At 42.3% G+C, this 11,145-nt stretch carries 13 protein-coding genes and 1 rRNA gene; 11 read left to right on the forward strand and 3 right to left on the reverse strand.

Annotated features, from left to right (window positions below; genetic code table 11):
• The first annotated feature begins 11 nt into the window (after positions 1–11).
• The 5 genes from rrf to tsaD all read left to right on the forward strand — a co-directional run bounded on the left by rrf (position 12) and on the right by tsaD (position 2,745).
• Positions 12–126: ribosomal RNA gene (gene rrf / locus ERX27_RS10825) — 5S ribosomal RNA — on the forward strand.
• Between the two features lie 85 nt (positions 127–211).
• Complete coding sequence (tsaE, locus tag ERX27_RS10830) at positions 212–655, forward strand: tRNA (adenosine(37)-N6)-threonylcarbamoyltransferase complex ATPase subunit type 1 TsaE (protein WP_133432824.1); 444 nt, start codon at positions 212–214, stop codon at positions 653–655.
• Positions 652–1,314: a tRNA (adenosine(37)-N6)-threonylcarbamoyltransferase complex dimerization subunit type 1 TsaB gene (tsaB, locus tag ERX27_RS10835; RefSeq protein ID WP_133432825.1), complete on the forward strand. Its 663-nt coding sequence runs from the start codon at positions 652–654 to the stop codon at positions 1,312–1,314. The genes tsaE and tsaB overlap by 4 nt, the downstream gene beginning before the upstream one ends.
• 11 nt (positions 1,315–1,325) lie before the next feature.
• The gene (gene rimI, locus ERX27_RS10840) at positions 1,326–1,754 is read left to right on the forward strand and encodes a ribosomal protein S18-alanine N-acetyltransferase (RefSeq protein WP_133432835.1); all 429 of its coding nucleotides are present in this window, start codon (positions 1,326–1,328) and stop codon (positions 1,752–1,754) included.
• Positions 1,747–2,745, forward strand: coding sequence for a tRNA (adenosine(37)-N6)-threonylcarbamoyltransferase complex transferase subunit TsaD (gene tsaD, locus ERX27_RS10845; RefSeq protein WP_133432826.1), 999 nt, complete (start codon positions 1,747–1,749; stop codon positions 2,743–2,745). Before rimI ends, tsaD begins: the two co-directional genes overlap by 8 nt.
• Positions 2,746–2,957: 212 nt before the next feature.
• Here tsaD and ERX27_RS10850 read toward each other — a convergent pair whose 3' ends face one another.
• Complete coding sequence (locus ERX27_RS10850) at positions 2,958–4,871, reverse strand: ABC-F family ATP-binding cassette domain-containing protein (protein WP_133432827.1); 1,914 nt, start codon at positions 4,869–4,871, stop codon at positions 2,958–2,960.
• Positions 4,872–5,013: 142 nt separating this feature from the next.
• Between ERX27_RS10850 and ERX27_RS10855 the strand changes: the two genes are divergently transcribed.
• The 5 genes from ERX27_RS10855 to ERX27_RS10875 all read left to right on the forward strand — a co-directional run bounded on the left by ERX27_RS10855 (position 5,014) and on the right by ERX27_RS10875 (position 8,432).
• A complete protein-coding gene (locus tag ERX27_RS10855) occupies positions 5,014–5,646 on the forward strand; it encodes a redox-sensing transcriptional repressor Rex (RefSeq protein WP_133432828.1) in 633 nt (210 codons plus the stop codon).
• Between the two features lie 10 nt (positions 5,647–5,656).
• Positions 5,657–5,848 carry a twin-arginine translocase TatA/TatE family subunit gene (gene tatA, locus ERX27_RS10860; protein ID WP_133432829.1) on the forward strand — a complete coding sequence of 64 codons (192 nt, stop codon included), beginning with the start codon at positions 5,657–5,659 and terminating at the stop codon, positions 5,846–5,848.
• A 56-nt stretch (positions 5,849–5,904) separates the two neighbouring features.
• Positions 5,905–6,663, forward strand: coding sequence for a twin-arginine translocase subunit TatC (tatC, locus tag ERX27_RS10865; protein ID WP_133432830.1), 759 nt, complete (start codon positions 5,905–5,907; stop codon positions 6,661–6,663).
• A gap of 83 nt (positions 6,664–6,746) precedes the next feature.
• Complete coding sequence (locus ERX27_RS10870) at positions 6,747–7,679, forward strand: GH32 C-terminal domain-containing protein (protein ID WP_424960619.1); 933 nt, start codon at positions 6,747–6,749, stop codon at positions 7,677–7,679.
• 21 nt (positions 7,680–7,700) lie between these two features.
• Positions 7,701–8,432 (forward strand): MurR/RpiR family transcriptional regulator, encoded by a 732-nt coding sequence (locus ERX27_RS10875; RefSeq protein ID WP_133432831.1) that lies wholly within the window; start codon positions 7,701–7,703, stop codon positions 8,430–8,432.
• 126 nt (positions 8,433–8,558) lie between these two features.
• Here the strand turns inward: ERX27_RS10875 and ERX27_RS10880 are convergent, their stop codons facing one another.
• Both ERX27_RS10880 and ERX27_RS10885 read right to left on the reverse strand, forming a co-directional pair.
• Positions 8,559–9,182 carry a nitroreductase family protein gene (locus ERX27_RS10880; RefSeq protein WP_133432832.1) on the reverse strand — a complete coding sequence of 208 codons (624 nt, stop codon included), beginning with the start codon at positions 9,180–9,182 and terminating at the stop codon, positions 8,559–8,561.
• 16 nt (positions 9,183–9,198) lie between these two features.
• Positions 9,199–10,053: a VOC family protein gene (locus tag ERX27_RS10885; RefSeq protein WP_133432833.1), complete on the reverse strand. Its 855-nt coding sequence runs from the start codon at positions 10,051–10,053 to the stop codon at positions 9,199–9,201.
• Between the two features lie 188 nt (positions 10,054–10,241).
• Between ERX27_RS10885 and ERX27_RS10890 the strand changes: the two genes are divergently transcribed.
• Entirely contained in the window at positions 10,242–11,012 is a 771-nt protein-coding gene (locus tag ERX27_RS10890) for a hypothetical protein (protein ID WP_133432834.1), read from the forward strand.
• The last annotated feature ends 133 nt before the right edge of the window (positions 11,013–11,145 follow it).

Consider the following 11,145-nt stretch of genomic DNA (forward strand, 5'->3'; position numbering starts at 1 on the left):
TTCTCACCCTGTCTGGTGATGATGGCAGAGAGGTCACACCTGTTCCCATACCGAACACAGAAGTTAAGCTCTCTAGCGCCGATGGTAGTTGGACTTACGTTCCGCAAGAGTAGGACGTTGCCGGGCAAATAGAAAGAGACCTGTCAGGTCTCTTTTTTTATATTCTTTTTTAGTATAATAGATAGGAATGAATAGAAGCGAAGGTGATGGAATGCATATCATAATAGATTCCTTAGAAGACATGAAGAAACTTGCATCAAGTCTCGCTGTTCAAGCACAGACGAACGATGTGTATTTGTTAAAAGGAGATTTAGGTGCGGGAAAAACGACGTTCAGTCAATTCTTTGGACAAGCACTCGGTGTGACGCGAACCATTAATTCTCCAACCTTTAATATTATTAAATCTTATCAAGGACACCTGCCTTTTCATCATATGGACTGCTACCGACTTGAAGATGCAGAAGAAGACCTGGGATTTGATGATTATTTTTATGGTGAAGGTGTTACGCTCATTGAATGGCCACAGATGATAGAAGAATTTTTACCTGATAGCTATATGACGATTGAGATCAACAGAGTGTCTGAGACAACCAGAGAAGTGATTCTCACTGCAACTGGCAAACGTTATGAAACTGTACTGGAGGTCTTATCGTGAAATTACTTAATATTGATACGGCGAATCAGCCTTTATCTGTCAGTGTAACCGATGGCATAGAAGTTCTGGCTGAATTCAATAGTGCGAAAAAAATCAATCATTCGATTACTTTAATGCCGATGATTGAGATGGTCATGAAACATGCTGATTTAGAAATGAAAGAACTTGAAGGGATCATCATCAGTGCAGGACCGGGTTCCTATACTGGACTTCGGATAGGAGTAACCACTGCAAAGACACTCGCCTATACACTCAATATCCCGCTGTACAGCGTATCTTCTCTTAAAGCACTAGCCGCGACTGTCAGAATGCATGAATTCCTTTTGGTGCCCGTCATTGATGCAAGAAGAGATGCTGTCTACAGCGGCATTTACCGATTTAAAGGGACGGCAGTAGAACAGATGATAGAAGACCGCTATATGACTATAGATGATCTTAATCATTATTTGAAGGCTCAGCACATGCCTTATCTCTTTATAGGAATGGATGCAGTCAAGTTGAAAGATAAGCTTAAAGGACCGGTCTTTTATTGTATCCCGCGTAGTGCTGAGATGCGACGTATAGCTGATTTTGAGCATCCGGAAGATGTTCATGGCTTTGAGCCGACTTATTTAAGAATGACGGAGGCGGAACGCAATTGGCTGAACAAGCAGGATTAACAATCAGAAAGATGACGGTTGAAGACGTTCCCGCTGTGCATGAAATAGAGAAACGCAGTTTTCCGTCTGGTACTTGGTCGATTGATGCATTTTATCACGAAGTGGAGAAAAACGAGTTTGGGCACTATTTTGTCGTGGAAGCAGAAGAAGAGGTCATCGGTTATCTGGGGATGTGGATCGTCATCGATCAGGCACAGATAACGACTGTTGCGATACGTGAAGATAAGCGTGGCATGGGCTTATCCAAAATCTTATTAGAATACATCATGAACTATGCCCGTCTCACTTGTGAGATGATGAGTCTCGAAGTCAGAGAAGAAAATGCAGTTGCCAGAGCACTATATGAGAAAATGGGGTTTTCTTATGGAGGCCTTCGTCGTGACTATTATGGTGCCGGGCAGGATGCAAAAGTGATGTGGGTGAGGTTAAGAGATGAATGATATTACAATATTAGCAGTAGAGACAAGCTGTGATGAAACAGCTGTCAGTGTTGTGAGAAATGGCCGTGAAGTGTTAAGCAATAGCGTCAACAGTCAGATTGAATCACATAAACGTTTTGGCGGCGTCGTACCTGAAGTCGCGAGCCGGCATCATGTCGAAAATATCACGACAGTGATTGCGGATGCGCTAAAGACGGCTGATATAACGATGGCTGATATCGATGCTGTCGCAGTGACGGAAGGCCCGGGACTCATTGGTGCGCTTCTCGTTGGAATCAATGCGGCTAAAGCACTGGCACTGAGCCATCAGAAACCGCTGATTCCAGTTCATCATATTGCAGGGCATATTTATGCGAATCATATAGAAGAACCGCTCAAGTTCCCCCTGCTGGCACTCATTGTTTCTGGCGGGCATACAGAGCTTGTCATCATGCGTGACCATCTGAACTTTGAAGTGATTGGTGAGACGAGAGATGATGCAGTAGGTGAAGCCTATGATAAAGTAGCACGTACCATCAATCTGCCTTATCCAGGTGGACCGCACGTCGACCGACTTGCAGCTGAGGGACAGGATTCACTGAACTTTCCGCGTCCAGTACTTGAAGGCTATGATTTCAGTTTCAGTGGTCTGAAGAGTGCTGTCATCAACACGCTGCACAATAAAGCACAAAAAGGCGAGACTGTACCGCCCGAAGATGTTGCTGCAAGCTTTCAGGCCAGTGTCATTGACGTCTTAACACAGAAGACGTTTGAAGCGTTGGAAGAATATCATATAGAGGAACTGATTGTCTGCGGCGGGGTCGCAGCGAACAAGGGATTACGAGCAAGACTTGATGCGATGGCAAAAGAGCGTGATATCAATCTGCGTATCCCTCCGCTCAATCTCTGTACAGATAATGCTGCGATGATCGGTGCCGCAGCTTACTATTATTATGTAAAAAATGTCAGAGCAGACCTCAATTTAAATGGAAAAAGTACGCTTGATTTATAAAAATCAGGCGTTTTTTTATGGATACGAACATACGTACTTGTACACAAGTTGTTAACTGATTGTGGATAAATTTTTGTCTAGTGACCATTTTACACAAAAATAAACAACATAAATTGTCTGAATTCTGTGGATAAGTCTAATAACTTTGTGGATTACTGTTATAAAGCTGTTTTTACTGTGCATAACTCTGTGAATAGAAAAAAGAAGCAGAGTTATTCTGCTTCTTCTAGTTCAGCCCATTCTTCCATTGCTGTTTCCAGTTTATTCTGTAGATCAACCATTTCCTGATGCAGCTCGTAACTGCGCTGTGAATCATTGAATACATCGGGCTGCGTCAGTTCGAGTTCAATGGCCTGAATACGTGCTTCGTACTCTTCAATATTTTCTTCCAGCTGCTGAAGTGCGCGTTCTATTTTTCGGCGTTCTTTCCTTTGCGCTTTATTTTCTGCATAGTCCGTCTGTTTTGGTGTCACTGTTTCTTCTTCGACTGCCTGGTATGCTTCGTGCGCCAGACGTTCCTCTTCTTTTTCGATGAAATAAGTATAATCCCCGAGGAAAAGACTTGCACCAGAATGTGTAATATTCAGTACTTTTGTCGCAATCTGATTGATGAAGAAACGGTCATGCGACACAAAAAGAATAGTGCCGGGATAAGTCATAAGGGCCTGTTCCAAGATTTCTTTTGCATCGATATCCAGATGGTTGGTCGGCTCATCAAGAATCAGGACATTATTATTCTCAAGACTCAGTTTTGCGAGCTGCAGTCTGGCTTTCTCGCCGCCTGACAGATCATTGATGACTTTTTTGACATCATCCTGCACAAACAGGAAGCGGCCAAGCACTGCTCTGACATCTTTCTCCTGCATCTCAGGATAATACTGCCACAGTTCTTCTAAAACTGTATTCGTTGACTTAAATTCTGCCTGCTTCTGGTCGTAGTAACCAATCGAAACATTGGCACCGTATTTAATGTCACCGCTCAGTTTTTCTAATTTTTTAGCAATCGTCTTAATCAAGGTTGTTTTGCCAATACCATTGGGACCGATAACTGCGATGGCATCCTGTTTTTTGACGTCAAAAGTGATGGGAGCAGTGATAGGGCTATCGTAACCTACCTCCAGCGCTTTTACGTCCAGGACATCATTGCCTGATTCACGGGCAATATGAAACTGCAGGTTGACAGAATGGTCATCAAGCTTAGGGGCTTCAATCCGGGTCATCTTCTCCAGTATTTTACGGCGGCTTTTAGCCATGCCACTTGTAGAGGCACGAGTGATATTTTTCTGGACGAAAGTCTCCAGACGTTCAATCTCTGCCTGCTGACGTTCGTATTCAGCAGACATTTTCTCGTAGAAGGCATCTCTCAGATCCAGGAACTTGGAGTAGTTACCGACATAACGCATAACACGTCCGAGTGCGACATCGTAAACCGTGTTAACGACTTTGTCCAGGAAGTAACGGTCATGGGAGATGACGACGATAGCGCCCTGATAGGTCGTCAAATAGTTTTCAAGCCATGCAGTAGTTTCCATGTCCAGATGGTTGGTCGGCTCATCCAGCATCAGCAGGTCCGGTTCTCTGATCAGCATCTCCGCGAGGGCGAGTCTTGTCTTCTGGCCGCCTGAGAAGTAGTCAATCTTCTGATCGAAATCAGAAGAGCTGAAATTCAGTCCTGTCAGAATGGTCTTAATCTTATGTTCATACTGATAGCCACCTGCATTTTCGAACTGCAGCTGCAGTTTCTCAAGTTCTGACAGCTTGGCAGCATATTCTTCTGTACCTGCTTTGTCACTTTCTTCAGCAAGATAAGTCGTGATACCTGTCAGTTTCCTTTCCATGTCCTGTAGATGACTGAATGGCTTCAACATCGCCTCGTACACTGTACCTTCGGCATCAAGCGTCATCTGCTGAGTCAGGTAACCGATGTTGATATTTTTAGCGCGCATCAAATGTCCGCTATCATAACTTTCAGCGCCTGCCAGGATTTTCATCAGCGTCGTTTTACCGGCACCATTTCGCCCGACAATAGCGATGCGGTCATTTGTCTTTATTTCTATTTTGACATCGGTGAAGATATCTTCTCCGCCGAATGATTTATTCAGTTGGCTTGCCTGTAATAAAATCATATTTTCACCTCATTTATATTTTACATGATTGATGAGTGACATGAAATAAAAGGGCTGAATTTCACATAGTCAGTTAAGAGCAGACATGTTATAATTTAGGTACTGTGAAAAAGGTCACAATTAAAATAAGAAGGTGAACAGCGTGCCAAAAGCTGAAGTTAAGATTCCTAAAGCGACACTCAAGCGCCTGCCCCTTTATTACCGGTTCGTCAATACGCTTCATAGCGCAAAAGTTGATCGTGTTTCTTCAAAGGAACTGAGCGAAGGATTAAAAATCGATTCAGCGACAATCAGAAGAGATTTCTCTTATTTCGGAGAGCTTGGTAAAAAAGGATATGGCTATAACGTAGAATATTTACTGAATTTCTTCAAAACAACCTTGCAGCAGGATACGATGACGAAAGTAGCGATTATTGGTATCGGTCATCTGGGTCATGCCCTCGTCAACTATAATTTCTCGATTAGTGACCGTATGCAGATAGAAGCGGCGTTTGATATCGCACCCAATGTTGTCGGTGAAAAAATCGGTAAAATATATATCCAACACATGGACGATTTTGAAGAAGTCGTCGAGAAAATGGGGATAGAAGTAGTCATTCTCACTGTGCCGGGAAAAATTGGTCAGGATATAGCAAATAGAGTGACAAAAGCCGGAATAAAAGGTATATTAAACTTTACACCGGAACGCTTAAATGTTCCATCAGATGTCCAGGTACACCATATTGATTTAGGTGTAGAACTCCAGTCTCTTATATTCTTTATGAAAAATCATTAGGAGGTACACTATGCTGTATGCTAATACATTAGGTTTTGCATCACCTGCTATTTTAATATTTCTAGGTGTGGTTGCACTCATTATCTTCGGACCGAAGAAACTGCCTGAATTTGGCCGTGCAATGGGTTCTTCACTCAAGGAATTCAAAGATGCGACAGATGGTATCATGAAAGACCATGATAAAGACGACGTACGTAAATAATGATTGAAAAAGCGACAGTCACTGTCGCTTTTGTTATGAGGAGGGAAGACCTTCAGATGAATAAAGATGAATTAACGATAGTTGAGCATTTAGACGAACTTAGAAAACGTCTGATGATCGTTGCTTATTTTCTGATGGGCGGCATCATCGTTGGCTTTTATTTCGGTAAGCCGGTCACACGATTTTTAACAAAAGATGATGTTCCTGCTGAAATCACGCTGCATTATTTTAAGGTAACGGATCCTCTGTCAATTTATATCAGTGTCATCATGCTGATAGCTGTTCTATTGATATCGCCAGTTATTCTCTATCAGTTGTGGGCGTTTATCTCGCCTGGCCTGCATCCGCAGGAACGACGCGCGACGCTCAGTTATATTCCAGTCAGTTTTGTCTTATTTGTAGCAGGCCTTACATTCAGCTACTTTATTATATTTCCTTATATGATTCACTTTACGATTGGACTTGCAAACGAAATGGGCGTCAAGCAGATTATTGGGGTCAGAGAGTATTTTAACGAACTCCTGAAGTTTACGATTCCATTCGGATTTGTATTTCAGCTGCCTATCCTGCTGCTCTTCCTGACGCGACTTGGTATCGTCACACCTGCTTTTCTGAAGAAGAACCGTAAATATGCTTACTTCTTCCTGATGGTCATTGCCGCAATTATAGCGCCGCCTGATGTGATGACTTACGTCATCTTTGTACTGCCTATGGTCGTCTTATATGAAATCAGTATTCAGATCAGTCACGTCGGCTATCGTATGTATTTAAAAGGTGAACAGAAATTACTAGAAGAAGAACTGAAAGAAAATTAAACCATCTGATTATGAGATGGTTTTTTTTGTCTGTCGATGTTATATTTTAAAGTAATTGAACGATCGATAAGGGAGTGCGTAAAGTGGAATGGATGCGAGAAAAACGCTATATAACAGAAAATGAAAACGTGCGCCAGGAGACCACAGATTCAAGATGGCGGCAGCATTTTCATATTCAGCCTTCAGCTGGAATGCTGAATAGACCAGCAGGCTTCGTCTATCTGGACGGACTCTATCATCTTTTCTATGAATGGCTTCCAATGTCCGGACTTAAATATAGATATCATCTTACTTCTCCTGATCTTATTCACTTTGTGACACATGGACCGGTCATCATACTTGATGATTCAGATGATGATGACTTTAATGTGAATCAGAGATGGGATGATGGCTTTGATTTTTATGCGCCGCAGATAACGTACGGCGCTGAAGGTGAACCCATACTGATCGGCTGTATCAGACAGTCGAATGTAGAGTATACTGCCCATTGCTTCACTATTCCTCGTCTGCTCTCTTTTGAAGAAGAGAAAGTGATACAACGTCCTTATCCTTTAGTCAAGAAATGGCGCGGTAAGCCTGAAACTGCGGAAGGCTATGCGATGAAGCATGATATCCGTCTACATCCTTACGAAGGCGACTGCTACGAAATGGTTATAGATATTTTAGAGAACGAATCAACTGAATTCTATATTGAACTGCGTGTATCTAAGCGAGAAGCAACTAGGTTGATCTATAATCATGCGAGCCGTCAATTCACGCTGGATCGTTTTGATAGTGGGATTCTTAGCCCTTATGGCAACGATTTCACACGTTCAGTCACTTTAGATAATCATTTAAAGAGAATTCATGCCTTTGTCGATCAATCGAGTATTGAGATTTTTCTGAATGACGGTGAGAAGGTCATGACATCTCGTATATTTCCTTCTGATAGTGCGACTGGCATCAGAACGTCCACTGAATCTGGGCAAGTCTATCTTAAATTTACGAAATATGATATAGAAAAACAGGAGAGCTGACTATCTTAAAAGAGAAGAGTGATGAGTATGCCGATTGTTCTGAATCAGCTTCAATCTATAGAGCATCTGTTGTCGCCTGTCGAGAAGAGAATTGCTGCACTTATTAAGGAAAGCCCGCTGGATTTTGCAACATTACCCGGGAAAACGCTCGCTGTACAGGCGGAGGTCAGTGAATCTGCATTAGTGCGTTTCAGCCAGAGAATCGGCTTCAGTGGTCTGCGTGAGATGAAGCTGGTACTGATGAGAGATCTGCACATGCTGGAGCACGAAATCCAGCTCAGGCAAAAGACAGACTCAACTTCAGCGCTGATACATCAGACATTTAATGGCATGCAGGAAGCTCTGAAGCGGACAGAACGCTTGCTTGATTTTAAGCAAATCGATGGTGCAGCTGAAGTAATTGAACTGGAAAAGCGGGTGTTAATATACTGTCAGACTGACCAGATATCTGTTGCACTCGACTTTAAGCTCAGACTGGCTGAGATAGGTATTTCTTGTGACATCGTTCAGACATATGAGCGCTACCTCAAACTAGCCAGTTATTTTAAAGTGGTGATGATGATGGATGAATATAAGCCGGAACAACCTTTATCTTCTCATCAAACTCTTATTATGCTTGGACATCAAGTATCGCCTCGGGCTCAAGTTAATCTGCTGTCTTCCTATGAACAAGATATGACGAGTCGACTGGTTCAACATGCGGTTATTGATGTGCTGTATATAAAAATCCGTCATCTGCAGTCCATCACTTGATAGTTAGACGATACTCGAGATGAAAGAAAAAACGCATCAATAACTTTAAAACAAAAAACCAGCAATCACATCTGAATTTTCATCAGATATGATTGCTGGTTTTAATTTATAAATGCGAGCTCTTCATTATTTCTTGATGATGAGACGGTCTTCAACGGGTTTAAATTCTTTAGCGTCTGCTTGTGTACCGATTGTACCGAATGGCATCTGTGCAACGAGTTTCCAGTCACGTGGAATATCAAATGCAGTATAAACGGCTTCGTCGATGACCCCGTTATAATGCTGCAGAGATGCACCGATATTTTCAGTAGCGAATGCAGTCCATACTGCATACTGATGCATCGCGTTTGTATGATGGCTCCAGATAGGGAAGTTATCTGCATAAGCGGCAAAGTTGTCCTGCAGCCCTTTTACAACTATTTCATCCTCGAAGAACAGAACAGTGCCGTAACCCGCTTTGAAGCTATTTAATTTAGCTTCTGTTGCTGAGAAATCGCGCTCGGTTCCCATTTTCTCTTTTAAGGCGTCAGCCGTTAGATCCCAAAGCTTTTGATGCTGGTCATTTAAAAGTAAGACAAGGCGTGTAGACTGTGAATTGAATGCAGAAGGAACGTGCTTAATAATATCAGATAAAATACTTTCGATTTTAGCGTCCGAGAGTGGAATTTCACCTTTAATATCATAGATTGAGCGACGTTTTTCCATTGCCTGACCAAAGTTTTCATAACCGATTTTTTTAAATAACATCATAATAACCTCCAGATTTTTAATGTTGTTGGTACATCACCCGAATAGCGATGCCATTCGGGTCACGCAGGATTTCTGAATGACCATCTTTTTCTGTCTGCAGCCCTTTAGCTTCTAACTGCTGTTTGAAATATTCAAAGTCTTCCGGATTAGGAATGTTGATTTCAAACTTTCTCAGGCCAGGTGCATCCAGTTCAGGTGAAACTTGTGCATGCTGCCAAGTGTTCAGTCCTAAATGGTGATGATAGCCTGCTGCACTCATAAAAGCAGCCTGCGGGCCGTATAACTGCATGATGTCCATACCGAAGACATCTTCATAGAAAGCGATTGATGAGGGTATATCTTTTACTGATAAATGAACGTGCCCCATGATAGTATCAGGATGCAGGCCAGTAAACGGTTTACCGTCATTTGCATCCAGTACACCCTGATAATCCATTTCTGTCGTCCCCATGACGACATGACCGTTGTCCTGGAATCTCCATTCAGCAGATGGCAGGTCACGATAGATTTCAATGCCATTACCTTCAGGATCCTGAAGGTATATCGCTTCTGAAACGTCATGGTCACTGGCGCCTGCTAGCGGATACTGAGTCTTGATTAAATGATTGAAGACATTCCCGAGTTCTGTACGAGAAGGTACAAGTAAAGCCATATGGAACAGACCGGCTTGTCCCGTAGCACGTGGTGTGCGTGTCTCATATAGATAGACAAGTGGACGTCCTGAAAGACCTAAAACGGTATATGTCTTATTCTGTTCAAGTATAGCCATTCCGAGTATTTCATGATAGAAGCGGATACTGTTGTCCAGAAAATTGACGTTCAGATGAACAGCACCCATATGTGTATCATGGGTAAAAAATTTTGTTTCCATTGCCTACCTCCATATAATTAATATATCTAATATAATTATTATACTAATCATTTATTTGAAATGCAAATATTACTTTTCATTGCAGTAAGATATTATTTATTAAGACTTGATAACATTCTACAACACTAATAGTTATTATACACTTCTTCCTATATAATGGGTGTTAACAGAAATATGGAGGAACAATCATGCGTAAACTATTTTTAACCTCGACTTTAGTGCTGACGCTGACTTATGCAGGGACAAGTGATGTAGATGCAGCTGAACCTATCGGAAAAAATAGCGCCGATGAAACGATAGAGATCATTTCAGCAGAGATGCCGGATCAGCCAGTGACGACAGAGACGCCTAAGACTGAAGCACCTAAGACTGAAGCACCTTCAACGGAATCAATGACGACTGAACTGCCAAGTACGGAAGTGCCCAGAACAGAGATTCCTGTAACAGAAATCCCAAGAACCGAAGCACCTACTATGCAGGCACCTGTTACGCAAGTGCCTATAACAGAGGCGCCTTCATCTGAAAGCATCACTACAGAACAACCGCCTGTTCATTCCTATGAACCTGCACCATCTGTTGAGCAGCCTGAGCTGACGCCCGCTCAACCTGCACCGTCTATCTCACAGAACCAGCCTGCAACACCGCCAGCTGTTCAGGAGCCGGTCACTCCGGGGGTAGTTGAATCTGAAGCACCGCAGCCTGCAACACAGCCTGAGCTGGATGAACAGCCCTCTAAACCGATAAAAGTCGGACGTTTTCATCCTGAATCATCTGAAAAGTTTTATAAGTCATTAGATAAGCAGATCAATGATATCGTAACAAAAAAGCTTAAACTGAAAGAAGATAAAAAGAAACTGCATATCCTGCCTGAAACAGGAGAAGAAAAATCTTACTTAGCTGTGATTTTACTGATGTTAAGCGGATTGTCACTTTTAGCATTCTCACGTTTTAAAGCATAGTTAAAAGAGTCTGGGACATAAATAACTAAATCTACGATTTATCTACTCGACTCAAAAGAAAAACGGAAATTCCTGTATGGAATTTCCGTTTTTAAGTGCAAAAAAAGAAGCTCTCTTTTATAATGTAGTCACC

Origin of the sequence: Macrococcus brunensis (genome assembly GCF_004359615.1) — a bacterium.
Taxonomy (GTDB): domain Bacteria; phylum Bacillota; class Bacilli; order Staphylococcales; family Staphylococcaceae; genus Macrococcus; species Macrococcus brunensis.

Excerpts from the sequence above, each read along its gene's own strand:
- tsaE (WP_133432824.1), top strand. The coding sequence starts at position 212 with ATGCATATCATAATAGATTCCTTAGAAGACATGAAGAAACTTGCATCA.
- rimI (WP_133432835.1), top strand. The coding sequence starts at position 1,326 with ATGACGGTTGAAGACGTTCCCGCTGTGCATGAAATAGAGAAACGCAGT.
- tsaD (WP_133432826.1), top strand. The coding sequence starts at position 1,747 with ATGAATGATATTACAATATTAGCAGTAGAGACAAGCTGTGATGAAACA.
- ERX27_RS10850 (WP_133432827.1), bottom strand. The coding sequence starts at position 4,871 with ATGATTTTATTACAGGCAAGCCAACTGAATAAATCATTCGGCGGAGAA.
- tatA (WP_133432829.1), top strand. The coding sequence starts at position 5,657 with ATGCTGTATGCTAATACATTAGGTTTTGCATCACCTGCTATTTTAATA.
- tatC (WP_133432830.1), top strand. The coding sequence starts at position 5,905 with ATGAATAAAGATGAATTAACGATAGTTGAGCATTTAGACGAACTTAGA.
- ERX27_RS10875 (WP_133432831.1), top strand. The coding sequence starts at position 7,701 with ATGAGTATGCCGATTGTTCTGAATCAGCTTCAATCTATAGAGCATCTG.
- ERX27_RS10880 (WP_133432832.1), bottom strand. The coding sequence starts at position 9,182 with ATGATGTTATTTAAAAAAATCGGTTATGAAAACTTTGGTCAGGCAATG.
- ERX27_RS10885 (WP_133432833.1), bottom strand. The coding sequence starts at position 10,053 with ATGGAAACAAAATTTTTTACCCATGATACACATATGGGTGCTGTTCAT.
- ERX27_RS10890 (WP_133432834.1), top strand. The coding sequence starts at position 10,242 with ATGCGTAAACTATTTTTAACCTCGACTTTAGTGCTGACGCTGACTTAT.